The sequence below is a fragment of the Fodinicurvata halophila genome, from assembly GCF_042651425.1.
Taxonomy (GTDB): Bacteria; Pseudomonadota; Alphaproteobacteria; order Kiloniellales; family DSM-21159; genus Fodinicurvata; species Fodinicurvata halophila.
Genome location: NZ_JBHSCW010000007.1, coordinates 204,158 through 219,686, shown reverse-complemented (window position 1 = coordinate 219,686; position 15,529 = coordinate 204,158). Strand labels below are relative to the sequence as shown.

The 15,529-nt window shown below is 65.5% G+C and carries 13 protein-coding genes; 5 read left to right on the top strand and 8 right to left on the bottom strand.

Going from position 1 to position 15,529, the window contains the following annotated elements; translation table 11 throughout:
• Positions 1 to 4: 4 nt before the first annotated feature.
• Positions 5 to 1,345, bottom strand: a complete 1,341-nt coding sequence (locus ACFOW6_RS13280) for an RsmB/NOP family class I SAM-dependent RNA methyltransferase (protein ID WP_382422867.1) — start codon at positions 1,343 to 1,345, stop codon at positions 5 to 7.
• Positions 1,346 to 1,431: 86 nt separating this feature from the next.
• On the opposite strand from ACFOW6_RS13280, the gene ACFOW6_RS13275 reads away from it, so the two are divergent.
• Positions 1,432 to 1,701 carry a hypothetical protein gene (locus ACFOW6_RS13275; RefSeq protein ID WP_382422866.1) on the top strand — a complete coding sequence of 90 codons (270 nt, stop codon included), beginning with the start codon at positions 1,432 to 1,434 and terminating at the stop codon, positions 1,699 to 1,701.
• 67 nt (positions 1,702 to 1,768) lie between these two features.
• On the top strand, positions 1,769 to 2,320 hold the full coding sequence (locus ACFOW6_RS13270; protein WP_382423010.1) for an NUDIX hydrolase: 552 nt from the start codon (positions 1,769 to 1,771) through the stop codon (positions 2,318 to 2,320).
• A gap of 59 nt (positions 2,321 to 2,379) precedes the next feature.
• Here ACFOW6_RS13270 and ACFOW6_RS13265 read toward each other — a convergent pair whose 3' ends face one another.
• From ACFOW6_RS13265 to ACFOW6_RS13235, 7 genes are all read right to left on the bottom strand, one after another.
• On the bottom strand, positions 2,380 to 3,333 hold the full coding sequence (locus ACFOW6_RS13265) for a branched-chain amino acid ABC transporter permease (RefSeq protein WP_449267367.1): 954 nt from the start codon (positions 3,331 to 3,333) through the stop codon (positions 2,380 to 2,382).
• A 35-nt stretch (positions 3,334 to 3,368) separates the two neighbouring features.
• Entirely contained in the window at positions 3,369 to 4,259 is an 891-nt protein-coding gene (locus ACFOW6_RS13260; protein WP_382422864.1) for a branched-chain amino acid ABC transporter permease, read from the bottom strand.
• A 58-nt stretch (positions 4,260 to 4,317) separates the two neighbouring features.
• Positions 4,318 to 5,529, bottom strand: a complete 1,212-nt coding sequence (locus ACFOW6_RS13255; RefSeq protein WP_382422863.1) for an ABC transporter substrate-binding protein — start codon at positions 5,527 to 5,529, stop codon at positions 4,318 to 4,320.
• Between the two features lie 44 nt (positions 5,530 to 5,573).
• Positions 5,574 to 6,320, bottom strand: a complete 747-nt coding sequence (locus ACFOW6_RS13250; RefSeq protein ID WP_382422862.1) for an ABC transporter ATP-binding protein — start codon at positions 6,318 to 6,320, stop codon at positions 5,574 to 5,576.
• Positions 6,313 to 7,071, bottom strand: coding sequence for an ABC transporter ATP-binding protein (locus ACFOW6_RS13245; protein WP_382422861.1), 759 nt, complete (start codon positions 7,069 to 7,071; stop codon positions 6,313 to 6,315). Before ACFOW6_RS13245 ends, ACFOW6_RS13250 begins: the two co-directional genes overlap by 8 nt.
• A 526-nt stretch (positions 7,072 to 7,597) precedes the next feature.
• Positions 7,598 to 8,959, bottom strand: coding sequence for a GGDEF domain-containing protein (locus ACFOW6_RS13240; protein ID WP_382422860.1), 1,362 nt, complete (start codon positions 8,957 to 8,959; stop codon positions 7,598 to 7,600).
• Between the two features lie 466 nt (positions 8,960 to 9,425).
• Positions 9,426 to 13,061 carry a hydantoinase B/oxoprolinase family protein gene (locus ACFOW6_RS13235; RefSeq protein WP_382422859.1) on the bottom strand — a complete coding sequence of 1,212 codons (3,636 nt, stop codon included), beginning with the start codon at positions 13,059 to 13,061 and terminating at the stop codon, positions 9,426 to 9,428.
• 210 nt (positions 13,062 to 13,271) lie between these two features.
• Here ACFOW6_RS13235 and coaBC point away from each other — a divergent pair, with 210 nt between their 5' ends.
• Genes coaBC through ACFOW6_RS13220 form a run of 3 tightly spaced genes read left to right on the top strand, consistent with a single transcriptional unit; the run spans position 13,272 to position 15,522 of the window.
• A complete protein-coding gene (coaBC, locus tag ACFOW6_RS13230; RefSeq protein WP_382422858.1) occupies positions 13,272 to 14,504 on the top strand; it encodes a bifunctional phosphopantothenoylcysteine decarboxylase/phosphopantothenate--cysteine ligase CoaBC in 1,233 nt (410 codons plus the stop codon).
• Entirely contained in the window at positions 14,497 to 15,006 is a 510-nt protein-coding gene (gene dut / locus ACFOW6_RS13225; RefSeq protein WP_382422857.1) for a dUTP diphosphatase, read from the top strand. Before coaBC ends, dut begins: the two co-directional genes overlap by 8 nt.
• A gap of 57 nt (positions 15,007 to 15,063) precedes the next feature.
• On the top strand, positions 15,064 to 15,522 hold the full coding sequence (locus tag ACFOW6_RS13220) for an RrF2 family transcriptional regulator (protein ID WP_382422856.1): 459 nt from the start codon (positions 15,064 to 15,066) through the stop codon (positions 15,520 to 15,522).
• The last annotated feature ends 7 nt before the right edge of the window (positions 15,523 to 15,529 follow it).

The window sequence follows — 15,529 nt, the reverse complement described above, 5'->3', positions numbered from 1 at the left end:
CGCGTCATTCCACTGGCCGCCGCCGCAGCCGACAGGCATAGAAACCATCCAGTCCGCCCAGCTCGGCCAGGTGACAGGGCAGGGTGCGCAGGTCGCCGGCCTCGCTCAAAAGCTCGCCCAGGCCGCCGACCTCCGTAGTCGTCACCGGCACCCGATCGAAGCCGGAATGATCGGCCAGGAAGCGTTCGATACGTGCCGGTCCCTCCTCGGGCAACAGCGAACAGGTGGCATAGATCAGCAGCCCGCCCGGCGCCACCATGCCGGCCGCCGAATCCAGCAGGCGATCCTGCAGGTCGCAAAGGAACGTTATGTCCCCGCCCTGCTTCGACCAGGCCACATCGGGATGCCGGCGCAGCGTGCCCGTGGCGCTGCAGGGCGCGTCCAGTAGCACCACATCGGCTGTCGCCGGCGCCCGCCACTTCGCCACATCGGCCGTCACCACGGATGCGCTCAGGCCAAGGCGCATCAGGTTGTCCTGCAGGCGTTCCAGGCGGGCAGCGGAGAGATCCACCGCCGTGACCTCGGCGCCGGCGGCGGCCAGCTGGCAGGTCTTGCCCCCGGGCGCGGCGCAGAGATCGTAGGCACTGCGGCCGGCCAACGTGCCCGCCAGCCGTACCGGCAAGGCCGCGGCTGCATCCTGCACCCACCAGCGGCCCTCGCCATAACCGGGCAGGGCGCTGATCTCGCCGCGTCCCGAGGGCAGGCGCAGCCCTCCGAACGGCAAGACCTGGGCCTCGAGAGCGGCCGCCAGCTCCGCCTCCTCGCGTGTATCCTTCAACGTCAGGTCCAGTGGCGGTTCCCGCAGTTGCACCGCCAGGCTGTCGCGCAGGCGACTTTCTCCGTAAGCCGTCTCCAGCCTGTCCCACAGCCAAGAGGGCAGATTCAATCTGGCTTCGTCCTGTTCAGCCAGCAACGTTTCCTTCTCGCGATCCAGGCGTCGCAGGACGCCGTTGATCAATCCCTTCAGGGCGCGGCTGCGCGGATGCTCGGCCAGGTTCATGGCCGTGCTGACCGCCGCGTGGGCGGGCGTTTCCAGGAACGCCAGCTGGCAGGCGCCAAGACGCAGGATGTTCAGTGCCCGTGCCTGGCGTGCCCCCAGGGGGCGCTCCAGCAGGCGCGCCAGCAGGTCATCGATCTGCCCCAGGCGGCGCAGCGTTCCGGCAAGAAGTCGACGGGCAAAGGCACGATCCCGGCTCTCCAGGGCGCTATAGCCGGATTGGGCGGCCAGCGCCTCCTCGAGCGGACGGCCCGTCTGCAGGATTTCCTGCAACGCCTCCAGGGCCAGGCGGCGCGGGTCACCGGGCTGGCTTTCAGCGGCGGGTTTCTTGCGGCGAGGGGTGGTCATGGCCCTGCTTTAGAGCATTCGCGCCAGCGAGGAAACCGCATATCGCCTTAACCTTTTGTTAAGACCTGCCGGGACATACTCGGCACATGCAAGTTCATCCGGGCATATCGAACCTACTGGGTTCCTTCACCAAGTCGTTGGACGACATGAGTCGTCCCGGCCCGCCCAAGGACTCGCCCCAGGATGTGGGCCAGAGCGTGCCGCGCGACGGAGCGCCCGGCGAGACCAAACCCACCGGAAGCGGCCCGAGCTCCAACAACGACCTGCCGACCGACAAGACCATCTCCGCCGCCCAACAGAAGGGTGAGGCCGGCGAGCCGGCCTGGCGTGGCAGCTTCGTCAACATGAAGGCCTGAGGCCCGCCTCTTCTCGGAACGATCCCGTGTCTTGTCGTCGCGTCTCCGCCGCGCCATTCTCTGGGGCATGAGCGAGTCCGCCCCACAGAGCGACAACAACTTCGAAAGCCGCGTGCCCGAGGGCGACGACCGGGAACGTCTCGTCTGCCGTGATTGCGGCTTCGTCCACTACCAGAATCCCAAGATCGTCGTCGGCTCGGTGGCCGAGTGGCAGGGCCGGATCCTGCTCTGCCGCCGGGCCATCCATCCGCGCAAGGGCTATTGGACCCTGCCGGCCGGCTATCTGGAACTGCATGAGGAACCGCTGGAAGGCGCACTGCGCGAGGCGCGCGAGGAAGCCTGCGCCGAACTGGAAATCGACCGCCTGCTGGCCGTCTACAGCATCCCGCGCATCAGCCAGGTCCAGCTGATATACCGCGCCCGCCTGCGCCACCAGAAGGTGGCCTGCGGCCCGGAATCGGCGGAGGTCAGGCTGTTCGACTGGGCGGATATTCCCTGGGACGAAATCGCATTTCCCAGCGTCCACTGGGCGCTCACCCACCATCGCGAGGTCCAGGATCGCCAGGACTTCCCGCCCTTCGCCAACCCGCCTGGCGAGACGGGCAGGATGGAGCGGTAACACCTCTGGCGCCCTTGAACGCGAACGGCCTGGCTTCGTTCACACGATACGGTCTGCGCCTACGCCTGGATCCGCAGGATGCGGGCCAGCTCACCGATGATGCCGCGACGGAAGACCAGGACGCAGATGACGAAAATCGCTCCGATGATGACCGTCACCCAGGAGCCGATGCCCGCGAGGTAGTCCTGCAGGGTAATGACGACCCCGGCCCCCACCAGGGGTCCGAGCACCGTGCCCATGCCGCCGAGCAGGGTCATCAGCACCACCTCGCCGGACATGGTCCAGTGCACGTCGGTCAGGGTCGCCGTCTGGAACACCACCGCCTTCGTGGCACCGGCAAGTCCCGTCACCGTCGCCGACAGCGTGAAGGCGCCGACCTTCAGGGCGCTGACGTTGTAGCCCAGCGACGTGACACGCGTCTCGTTTTCACGGATCGCCTTCAGGATCTGTCCGAAGGGCGAGTGGATCGCGCGATAGATCACGTAGAAACCGATGATGAAGACGGCCATGACAAAGTAGTAGAGGTTCATCGTCTGCGAGAGATCGATGAAGCCCAGCAGGTGCCCACGCGGCACACCCTGGATTCCGTCCTCGCCGTGAGTGAACCCCGCCTGCAGCGAGAAGAAATAGACCATCTGCGCCAGGGCCAGGGTGATCATCGCGAAGTAGATGCCCCGCTGGCGAATGGCCAGCGAGCCGAAAGCCGCACCGAGCAGGCAGGCAACCGCCGTTCCGGTGAGGATTCCCAACTCGGGGGTCAGCCCCCAGACCTTGATCGCGTGCGCCGACACATAGGCCGCCATCCCGAAGAACGCCGCATGCCCGAAAGACAGCAGGCCCACGTAGCCGAGCAGCAGGTTGAACGCAAAGGCGAACAGGGCGAAGCACAGCAGCTTCATCAGGTATATGGGGTAGAGGCCCAGAAAGGGCGCAATCGCGATCAGGAGCGCCCCGAGCGCGAATCCCGCAAGCCGCACGCGTCGGTCGGCCAGAAAACTCGACAGCCTCCGCATGCCCGAACTCTTCTCTGATGTCTCGTTCGCAACCGTCATGTGCGTGGCCTGCCAAACAACCCGTGAGGCCTGATGGCCAGGACAATGGCCATCAGGACGAATACGACAACGTTGGACCCCTCGGGATAGAACACCTTCGTCATCCCCTCGATCACGCCGACGCCAAGGCCGGTGACGATCGAGCCAAGAATCGAGCCGAGCCCGCCGATCACCACGATGGCGAAGACCTTGATGATGATGTCCTGCCCCATCAGGGGGCTCACCTGATAGATCGGCGCGGCCATGACGCCGGCGAAGCCCGCCAGCGCCACAGCGCCACCATAGGCCAGCGTCATCAGCAGCGGCACGTTGATGCCGAACGCGCGCACCAGCTCCTGGTTCTCCACCGCCGCCCGAAGGTACGAGCCGATCCGGGTGCGCTCGATCAGGAACCAGGTTCCAAAACAGACGATCACGGCGGCGACCACCACCCAGGCGCGATAGTTGGGCAGGAACATGAAGCCGAGGTTCTGCCCCCCGGAGAGCACCTCCGGAATCGGGTAGGGTGTGCCCGAGACACCATAGGCATTGCGAAACAGACCCTGAATGATGAGAGCGAGCCCGAAGGTCAGCAGCAATCCGTAGAGGTGGTCCAGATGATAAAGACGCGCCAGCATGGTGCGCTCGAGCACCATGCCGACGGCGCCGACAACAAGCGGGCCCAGGATCAGGGATGGCCAATAGCCGATGCCGAGATAGTTCAGCATCATCCATGCCACGAAAGCGCCCATCATGTAGAGCGCCCCATGGGCGAAGTTGATGACGTTGAGCATGCCGAAGATCACGGCCAGACCCAGGCTCAGCAACGCGTAGAACGACCCGTTGATAAGCCCGAGCATGACCTGTCCGAACAGGACCTGAGGCGGTATCCCCAGCAGTTCCGTCATCAACTCCTCCTCTTATGGCAGGCCAATCCCGGCCCCGCTTGCAGTTCGTGCCCGGAGATCACTCCACCAGCGGGCAGGTGCTCTCGGAGAGCGGCTGATAGGCCTCGTCCCCGGGAATGGTGGCGAGGACGTTGTAATAGTCCCAGTCGCCCTCGGATTCGTCCGGCGACTTGACTTCGACCAGGTACATGTCATGCACCATGCGGCCATCCGCACGGATCTCGCCGTTTGGCGCGAAGAAGTCGTTGATGGGCATCTTCTTCATCTGGTCGACGGCCGCTTCGCCGCCGTCGTCATCGATCTCGGCCACCGCCTTGAGGTAGTGCGCCACCGAGGAATAGACGCCGGCATGCACCATGGTCGGATACTGGCCGTCGCGGCGCTCCGAGAAGCGTTTGGCGAAGGCGAGGGTCTCGTCATTCATGTTCCAGACGAAGCCGGTGGTCAGCTGCAGCCCCTGGGCCACATCGAGACCGAGTGCATGAACGTCGGTTATGAACATCAGCAGCGCTGCCAGTGACTGGCCGCCCTCCACGATGCCGAACTCATTGGCCTGCTTGATCGCGTTGGTGGTATCCGACCCCGCATTGGCAAGGCCGATCACCTTCGATCCGGAGCCCTGCGCCTGCAGCAGGTAGGAGGAAAAGTCCGAGGTGTCCAGCGGATGGCGGATGTTGCCGACCACCTCGCCGCCGTTCTCGCGCACCACTTCCGAGGTGTTTTCCTCCAGCGAATGGCCGAAGGCATAGTCGGCGGTGATGAAGAACCAGCTGTCGCCGCCTTCCTGCACGATCGCCCGGCCGGTGCCGATGGCCAGTGCGTAGGTGTCATACGTGTAGTGCACCCCGGTTGGCGAACACTCCTCGTTGGTCAGGCTGGTGGTGGCGGCCCCGTTGATCAGGAAGGCCGTGTCCTTGTCGCGCGTGACCTCCTGGACCGCCAGGGCGACCGACGAGGTCGGCACGTCCACGATCACGTCGACACCTTCCTCGTCGATCCATTCGCGCGCAATGCTCGAACCGACGTCAGGCTTGTTCTGGTGATCCGCCGAGACGATCTCGATTTCCTTGCCGTTGAGGGTGCCGCCGAAGTCCTCGACAGCCATGCGTGCGGCCTCGACCGACCCTTGCCCGGCGAGGTCGGCATAGAGACCCGACTGGTCGTTCAGCACGCCGATCTTGACGACATCGTCGGAGATTTCGGCCTGGGCCGGCAGGCCCATCGCCAGTGCCGCAAGGGCACTCAAGGTCAATGTTGTTGTACGTTTCATTTTTTCCTCCCTGTGATTATGGGGATGCCGGGGCCCGCGGGCACCTAGACCCCCAGATAGGTATCGATTATATCCTGCTTTTCCTCCAGCTCGTTCTTGCGTACCTCCTCGGCCACGCGGCCGTTCTCCATGATGAAATGACGGTCGGCGACCGTGGCGGCAAAGTGGTAGTTCTGTTCGACGAGCAGGATCGTGAAGTCCTTTTCCTTCAGCTGGGAAATGACGTCGTGGATCTGTTGGACGATGACCGGAGCCAGGCCCTCGGTCGGCTCGTCGAGCAGCAGCAGCCGCGCTCCCGTGCGCAGGATACGGCCGATGGCGAGCATCTGCTGCTCACCGCCGGAGAGCTTGGTGCCCGAACTCCGACGGCGTTCCTTGAGGTTGGGGAAGAGGGCATAGATCTCGTCGAGGCTCATGCCGCCGGCCGCCACCGTGGGCGGCAGCATCAGGTTCTCCTCGACGTCGAGGCTGGCGAAGATGCCGCGCTCTTCGGGGCAATAGCCGATACCGAGGCTCGCGATGCGGTTCGAGGTGAGGTTGATCAGTTCCCGGTCGCCAAAACGGATCGAACCGCGCCGATCGCGCACCATGCCCATGATGGAGCGCAGGGTCGTTGTCTTGCCCGCGCCGTTGCGGCCGAGCAGCGTGACGACCTCACCCTCGGGGACGACGAAGCTGCTGCCGTGCAGGACGTGCGATTCCCCGTAATAGGCATGCAGGCCGGACACCTCGAGAAGCGATGTGCGGTCCTGCCTTGTCTCTTCGGCCATGTCCGTTGCGCCCTCAAGCATGACCGGTTCCCATATAGGCTTCGCGCACTGCGGGATCGTTGGCCAGGGTCTGGTAGTCGCCTTCGACCAACACCTCCCCGCGCTGCAGGACGGTAATGGTGTCCGACAGGTCGGCGACCACGCCCAGATTGTGTTCGACCAGCAGCACCGTGCGGTCCTTGGACACCTGGCGGATCAATGCCGAAACCCGGCTGACATCCTCGTGCGCCATGCCTGCGGTCGGCTCGTCCAGCAGCAGGAATTCGGGCTCCAGTGCCAGTGTCGTGGCAATCTCCAGCGAGCGCTTGCGACCATAGGGCAATTCGCCCGCAGGTGTGTGTGCGGCATCGTCCAGGGCAACGGCGGCCAGCAATTCGAGCGCCCGGTCATTCAGCGAATCGAGGACCTCTTCGGCCTTCCAGAACTGATAGGTCAGGCCGGTCGGGCGCTGCAGGGCGATACGCACGTTCTCGAGCGCGGTGAGCCGCGGAAAGACGGCTGAAATCTGGAACGAGCGCACCATGCCCTTGCGTGCGACGGCGGCGGAGCCGGTGCCCGTGATATCCTCGCCCTTGTAGAGGATACGGCCTGACGTGGGCTCGAGGAACTTCGTGAGCAGGTTAAAGACGGTGGTCTTGCCCGCGCCGTTCGGGCCGATCAGCGCGTGTATGCTGCCGCGCCGCACCTTCAGGTTCACGCCATTGACGGCGTAGAAGCCGCGAAACTGTTTCGTCAGTCCTTCGGCCTCAAGTACATACTCGGACTCCGCCATTACCTGTACAGCGCTCCCCGTTACAGTCCCGACCCCGACCGCCTCCACCGCTGCTTGCGGCGTTCCCATAAGGCAGCACGACGCCTGTTTGTTCTTGTTCGCGGTGTCATCGGCGACCCTCCGATACCGGAGTATTTCCGAGCCCGCGCTTGGTTGAGTTCAAGCTTAGACAGCAAAGCGATTGATTGCAAGCTGAGCTTCGGTACAGAGCGAAACCGGCGAGCCGGCCTGGCGCGGCAGCTTCATCAACCTTCAGACCTCAGCCGGCCGGTCTTCCCGTCGGTCGTTACAGCGTTCCTCCGGACCGTCCCCGCACGGTCGCGATGTCTTGCCGTGACGCCCTCACCGCGCCATCCATCCGCGCATGGACTACTGGACCCTGCCCGCCGGCTACCTGGAACGTCACGAGGAAACCTGAAGCGAATGCAGTGGATAGCTCCTGCTCCATCGGCAATGAAATGTGCCAAAGTGCAGTTGGGATCGGCTGCTATGGAGTGGTTTCACCCCGACAGAGCTCAAGGTGCCGTCAGGCGCAGACGAGGCGGTCGCGGCCGGTGTCCTTGGCGGCATAGAGCGCTTGGTCGGCGCGATGGATGAGAGAATCGGCGCTCTCGCCCGATCGAAAGACCGCGAGGCCGGCGGAGCAGGTCTGATTCTGGGGCAGTCTCCGGCGCAGGCGTTCGATTGCCTGGCTGCCCGCTTCCATGCCGGTGTCGGGAAGGACAACGACGAATTCCTCGCCTCCGAACCGGGCAAGCACGTCGGAGGGGCGCATTCCCTCCCGCCAAGCGGTAACCAAGTCCTGCAGCAGTGCATCGCCGGCCCAGTGGCCGTGGGTATCGTTGAATTGCTTGAAGTGGTCGAGATCGAGGAAGGCCAGGCCCAGGGGCGCTCCGGTTCGTTCAGCGCGCGCCATCTCGCGGGCCAGGTCCTTGCTCAACTGGCGGCGGTTGGCCGCGCCGGTCAGCGGGTCGAGCCGTGTGAGCCTTTCCAGCGCATCCGACTGGCGGTGGGTTTCCTTCAGCAGTCCGTCCATGCGGTGCATCACCAGCAGGAGCAGAACGATCGTGGCAATGGCGCCGACCTGCACGATTTCCGTGTCCCGCTCTGCCGTCAGCAGGATCATTGCAGGGACCAGGACGGAGGTCACTCCAAGGACGAGCAAGCGGCGCCGTGACAGCTCGACATTGGATGCATGGACGAAAGGCTCCAACGCGGCAGAGGGATGCCACGCAGCCGCAGCAAAAAGGGCGTAGGCCACCAGCCAGAGCCCGTCCGTTAAGCCGCCGGGCGCGTACCAACCGACCAGATTACCGTGGGCGTACAAAAGGTCCGCCGTCAGATAGGCCAGCATGCCGAGCAGCAGGAAAAGGTGGGCAAGGATGCGGGTCTGTTGCAGGAATACCAGGCGCAGGACCAACGGAAGCAGGATCAGGTCGGCAACCGGATAGGCCGTCGAGACGAGCAACTGGCTCAGGCTGAGGTTCGGGTCGTTCATGTAGGGCGCGATCAGTAGCGCCCAGCCGATGACGGCCGCCGACGTGCCGACGATGAGAGCGTCGCTCAAGGCGCCGTCGTCGCGGTCGCTCCGGCAGCGCAGGACCCAGAGCGCGGCCATGAACAAAGGGTAGACGGCCAGGTAGAATATATCGGCGGACGAAGGAAACGGCTCCAGCCCACTAAGTTCGAGCCAATACCAGATGCCGTGGCCGATGGCGGCCAAGACCAGGGCTCCGGCAACAAGCATCCAGGCCACCGGCCGGAAAAGCCTTTGCCGGCGGTACGCAGCAGCCGCGATGCCCGCAGCGGCAACAACGGTGGCAACCGGGTAGATGATAGCTGCCAGGCGCCCATAGGGGAGTGCGACGTACAGGACGGCCAGCGCCAAGCACAGGCCCGGCCACCATTGCCAGCCCCGCCCCGGGTCTATTGCTGCGGTATTGTCTAGGTTTTCGACTGCATCAGTTGGGGAACGTCCTGCCCCTTGCCACATCACATTCGTCCTCTTCAGGAGGGAGGGCAGTTTCGCCAAGGTTGTTGTCCTGGGCAAAGCTCACCCAGGAAATACGAGGCCGTGCCGACTTTCCCAAAGTGGCCTGCTGTTTGACGGCAAGATCGGGGTGTCTCGCCCGCTGATCAAGTGTCATCTGGCTCGTCTGGTGCTCTGCGATCACGTGGGCGTCCGAATACGGGCAGATATGTGGCTGAGAAGCTGCATCCTCCTCTCCAGGCGGCTGCTGGCCAACTTCACCCAACACACTTCGTGAATCTTCGCCGCGAAATCATACAGTGGCAGAGAAGAAGATGGCAGGTCCGCTGCATCCTGCTGACGAACCTGCCACTCACGTTATGACTCACGCCTTGCCGTAGCCGCCGCCGCCCGGGGTTTCCACCAGGAAGACGTCGCCCGCCTCCATCTCCGCCCGGTCGGTGCCGGACAGCTCATCGACCGTGCCGTCCTTGCGCACCACCGCGTTGCGGCCGAGCGCGCCCGGCTCACCGCCGTCGACGCCGAAGTTCGGCACCTTGCGGTGGCTGGACAGGATCGAGGCCGTCATGGGCTCCAGGAAACGCAGGCGGCGCACCGTGCCGTCACCGCCGCGGTACCTGCCCTTGCCGCCGGAGCCGCGGCGCACCTCGAAGGAGTCCAGCAGCACTGGGAAGCGCCATTCCAGGATCTCCGGATCGGTCAGGCGCGAGTTGGTCATGTGGGTGTGCACCGCGTCGCAGCCCTTGAAGTCCGGCCCGGCGCCCGAGCCGCCGCAGACGGTCTCGTAGTACTGGTAGCGGTCGTTGCCGAAGGTCAGGTTGTTCATGGTGCCCTGGGCGCCGGCCATGGTGCGGGTGGCGCCATAGAGGCAGTCGGTGATGGCCTGGCTGGTCTCCACGTTGCCGGCCACCACGGCGGCCGGATACTTGGGATTCAGCATGCAGCCTTCGGGCAGCACGATCTCCAGCGGCTTCAGGCAGCCCTCGTTCATCGGGATCTCGTCCTCCACCAGGGTGCGGAAGACATACAGCACCGCCGCCCGGCAGACGGCCGCCGGGGCGTTGAAATTGCTGGGCTGCTGCTCGCTGGTGCCGGTGAAGTCGATGCGGGCCTGGCGGGCCTGCTTGTCGATGGAGATCTTGACCGCGATCTGGCTGCCATCGTCCATGGGATAGACGAACTCGCCGTCGGTCAGGCGGTCCAGCACGCGGCGCACCTGTTCCTCGGCATTGTCCTGGACGTGGCCCATATAGGCCTGCACCACGTCCAGCCCGAACTGCGTGACGATGCGGCGCAGTTCGCCGATGCCCTTGTGGTTGGCGGCGATCTGGGCCTGCAGGTCGGCGATGTTCTGGTCCGGGTTGCGGGCAGGGTACTTGCCCGAGCCCAGCAGCTCGCGCAGGGCCTGCTCGCGGAACTGCCCGCGGTCCACCAGCTTGAAGTTGTCGATCAGCACGCCCTCTTCCTCGACCGTGTGCGAATTGGGCGGCATGGAGCCGGGGGTCAGCCCGCCGACATCGGCATGGTGTCCACGGCTGGCCACGTAGAACAGGATCTCCGTCTCTGCCTCGTCGAACACCGGAGTCACCACGGTGATGTCGGGCAGGTGCGTGCCCCCGTTGTAGGGCGCGTTCAGCACATAGACATCGCCCGGCGCGATCGCACCCTCATTGTTGCGGATCACGGCGCGGATAGATTCGCTCATGGAGCCCAGATGCACCGGCATGTGCGGGGCGTTGGCCACCAGGTCGCCGGCCGGCGTGAACAGCGCGCAGGAGAAGTCCAGGCGCTCCTTGATGTTCACGGAATAGGCGGTCTTCTCCAGCGTCGAGCCCATCTGCTCGGCAATCGACATGAACAGGTTGTTGAAGACCTCCAGCATCACGGGATCCACCTGGGTGCCCACGGCATACTCGCGCTCCAGCGGCTGCACGCGCTCCAGCACAACGTGGTTGCGGTTGGTCAGCTTGCCGCGCCAGCCGGCCTCGATCACCGTGGTCGAGGTCTTCTCGATCAGCACGGCCGGTCCGTCCACGGCATCGCCGGGCAGCATGGCGTCGCGGTCATAGACCGGCGCCTCGACCCACTTGCCGCCGCTGTGGAAGGGCTTGCGGGCCAGCGGCTCGAGCGGTTTGTCGCGCGTGCCCTCCTCCAGCACCGGATCCTCGGCGGCGTCGGTGTGGCCGATGGCCTCCACCGAGACCGCCTCCACGATGTGCGCCTTCTCGGGCATGGTGAAGCCGAAGCGCTGGATATAGGCAGCCTCGAAGGCGGCAACGATCGCGTCGCGGTTGCCGTAATCCACGATCAGCGGACTGTCGGTGCCCTCGTAGCGCAGGTGCACCTTGCGCAGCTTCTCGATGTTCGCTTGCTCCACGCCCTGGTCGAGCACCTCGGCCTCGGCCTCGCCGGCCAGGCGGTCCAGTTCGGCCTCGACCTGCTGCAGACTCTCGTCCAGGCGCTGCTCGATGGACTGCTCCTTGATGACACGGATGTCGGCCAGGCCCATGCCATAGGCCGAGAGCACACCGGCGAAGGGGTGCAGGAAGATACGTGTCATGCCCAGGGTGTCGGCGATGTCGCAGGCCTGCTGTCCGCCGGCCCCGCCGAAGCAGTTCAGGGTGTAGTCGCTGACGTCATAGCCGCGCTGGATGGAGATCTTCTTGATGGCATTGGCCATGTTCTCCACGGCGATGCGGCGGAAGCCCTCGGCCGCTTCTTCGGGCGTGCGGGTGTCGCCGGTCTTGTCGTGGATGTCCTTGGCCATCTCCTCGAACTTGGCGCGCACGGCCTCGGCATCCAGCGGCTCGTCGGCATTGGGTCCGAAGACGCGCGGAAAGAAGTCCGGCTGGATGCGGCCCAGCATGACGTTGGCATCGGTCACCGCCAGCGGTCCGCCACGGCGGTAGCAGGTTGGCCCGGGGTTGGCACCAGCCGAGTCCGGCCCGACGCGATAGCGCGAGCCGTCGAAGTGCAGGATCGAGCCGCCGCCGGCGGCAACCGTGTGAATCTGCATCATCGGCGCACGCATGCGCACGCCGGCCACCTGGGTCTCGAAGGCGCGCTCGTACTCGCCGTCATAGTGCGCCACGTCGGTCGAGGTGCCGCCCATGTCGAAGGTGATGATCTTCTCGAATCCGCCCATGGCCGCCGTGCGCACGGCCCCGACAATGCCGCCGGCCGGGCCCGACAGGATGGAATCCTTGCCCTGGAAGGCGCGCGCGTCGGTCAGGCCCCCGTTGGACTGCATGAACATCAGGCGCACGCTCTCGGACTCGTCCTCGCCCAGCTGGCCGGCGATCAGGTCCACGTAGCGGCGCAGGATGGGCGAGAGATAGGCGTCCACCACAGTGGTGTCGCCGCGGCCCACAAGCTTCATCAGCGGGCTGACCTCGTGGCTGACCGAGATCTGCGTGAATCCGATCTCGCGACCGATCTGCGCCAGCGTCTTCTCGTGGTCGCTGAAGCGATAGCCGTGCATCAGCACGATGGCCAGCGAGCGGATGCCCTTGTCATAGGCGGCCTGCAGGTCGCGGCGGGCCGCCTCAGGGTCCAGCGGGGTCTCGATGCGCCCGTCGGAGAACAGCCGCTCCTCGATCTCCACCACCTCCTCATAGAGCAGTTCGGGCAGCTGGATGCGCCGGGTGAAGAGATGCGGGCGGTTCTGGTAGGCGATGCGCAGCGCGTCGCGGAACCCGCGCGTGATGGCAAGGACCGTGCGGTCTCCCTTGCGCTCGAGCAGGGCGTTGGTCGCCACCGTGGTGCCCATCTTGATGGCATCGACGGTGTCTGCCGGGATGCGCTCGTCGCCCTTGAGGCCCAGCAGCGTGCGGATGCCGTGCAGCGCGGCGTCCTCGTACTGTTCCGGATTCTCGGACAGCAGCTTGTGGCTGACCAGCTCCCCGTCGGGGCGGCGCGCGACGACGTCGGTGAAGGTTCCACCGCGATCGACCCAGAACTGCCATTCACCTGTTCCGCCGGGCTGCATCTGCTCGCTCATCTTTTCAGGATCCCCGTGATTGCGTTTGCGGCTATCTAGACGTTTTGTCGATAAAACGTCAAATCGATTTCCCCGGTTCGCCCGAAAGCACGTAGCCCCACCCTCGGTTATGCTTGCCAGAGGGCTGCGGCATCGACAGAATTACGGCAACGAAACGTGAAATCCCTCCATGCCCGTGACGTGGAGGCGTAATGCTATCATATAGGTCATATGCTCTCGGGAAAACGCCTGCTTCTGATCGTTTCCGGCGGAATTGCCGCCTACAAGACACCGGACCTGGTCCGCCGGTTGCGTGCGCAAGGCGCCGAGGTACGTGTGGTCATGACGCCGGCTGCCGAACAGTTCGTCACGCCGCTGTCCCTGGCCTCGGTCAGCGGCAACCGGGTCTACCAGGACCTCTTCTCGCTGACCGACGAGGCCGAAATGGGCCATATCGAGCTCAGCCGCGCCGCCGACCTGGTGATCGTGGCCCCGGCCAGCGCCGACCTGCTGGCCAAGCTGGCCAACGGCCTGGCCGATGACCTGGCCTCCACCCTGCTGCTGGCCACCGACAAGGAGGTGCTCGCCGCGCCGGCCATGAACGTGCGCATGTGGCAGCATCCGGCCACACAGGAGAACCTGACCCGGTTGCAGGCCCGCGGCCTGCACTTGGTCGGCCCCGACGAGGGCGAGATGGCCTGTGGGGAGTACGGCCCGGGCCGCATGGCGGAGCCCGAGACCATCGTTGCGGCGGCGGAGGCGTACTTCAGCGCATCGCGCAGGCTGTCCGGTCTGCGTGCCCTGGTCACAAGCGGGCCGACCCACGAGGCCATCGACCCGGTGCGCTATATCGCCAACCGCTCCTCGGGCCGGCAGGGCCATGCCATCGCTGCCGAACTGGCGCGTCAGGGCGCCGAGGTCACGCTGGTCAGCGGCCCGGTCACCCTGCCCGATCCGCCGGGCGTGAACACGCTGCATGTAAACTCTGCCCGCGAGATGCTGCAGGCCTGCGAGGGGGCCCTGCCGGTCGATATCGCGATCTGCGCCGCCGCCGTTTCGGACTGGCGGGCAAGCGAGGAGGCGGGGCAGAAGATCAAGAAGGACGGGAAGGAGCCCCCGGCCCTGAAGCTCTGTGAGAACCCCGACATCCTGGCCCGGCTCTCGGCCTCCGGCGCAAAGCGCCCTCGGCTGGTGATCGGCTTTGCCGCGGAAACCAGCGACATTGCCGAGCAGGCCGCCGCCAAGCGCCAGCGCAAGGGCTGCGACTGGATTCTGGCCAACGACGTTTCGGCGGAAAGCGGCACTTTCGGCGGTCCCGACAACCGCATCATCCTGATCGACGACCAGGGCCAGGAAGACTGGCCCCGCTCCAGCAAGGACGCCGTGGCGCAGCGCCTGGCAGCGCGCATTGCCCAAGCCTTCGACCGCCCACACAGACAGGACGAGACACCCGCCGATGACTGACCACCCGACCGCCACCGAGCCCCTGACGGCCCCTGAACGCCAGCGTATCCCCCTGCAGCGGCTGCCCCATGGCGCCGATCTGCCCCTGCCGAGCTATGCCACCGAACACTCGGCGGGCGTCGACCTGCCGGCCGCCGTGGACGATCCCCTGGTGCTCGAGCCCGGCGACTGGGCGGCGGTGCCGACGGGGCTGTCCATTGCCCTGCCGGCTGGGATGGAGGCCCAGGTGCGGCCGCGCTCCGGCCTGGCCTTCCGCCATGCCGTCACGGTGCTCAACAGCCCCGGCACCATCGACGCCGACTATCGCGGCGAGATCAAGGTGTTGCTGATCAATCTGGGCAAGGAGAGCTTTCCCGTCACCCGCGGCCTGCGCATCGCCCAGATGGTGATCGCCCGCCACTGCCAGGCCGAGTGGGTGGAAAGCGACTCGCTGGAAACCACATCACGAGGCAGCGGCGGGTTCGGCTCCACGGGGCTGGAAAGCCCCGCCGTCCCGCGATAGGAACAGGACGGACACGAACCCCTGACGCGACAGGAACCAGGACAGGATACGCCAACGATGCTGCGTCTTTCCAAGAAACTCCTCTTCGCCATCGAGGCCGTGGTGGACATCGCCTACAACGCCGGGGCCGCGCCGGTGCGCTCCTCGGACATCTCGGCGCGTCAGGGCATTCCCCGCCGCTACCTGGAACAGGTGCTGCAGGAGCTGGTACACCGCGGCATCCTGGCGGGCCAGCGCGGCCCGCGCGGCGGCTATCGCCTGGCCCGCGAGCGCCGGCACATCTCCATCGGCGACATCGTACGCATCGTGCGCGAGCTGGAAGGCGGCATCGACCTGGCCGAAGGCGAGGAAGGTTCCGAGCTCGGCCAGGCCGTGGTCCGTCCCATCTGGACGAAGATGCAGAACGACATGATGGAGCGCCTGGATTCGATCACGGTCGAGGATCTCTGCAACCAGGCCCGCCAGGCCGGCATCCGCAGCCAGGCCACGCCGGTGGTCACCGATTTCTCCATCTGATCCACAC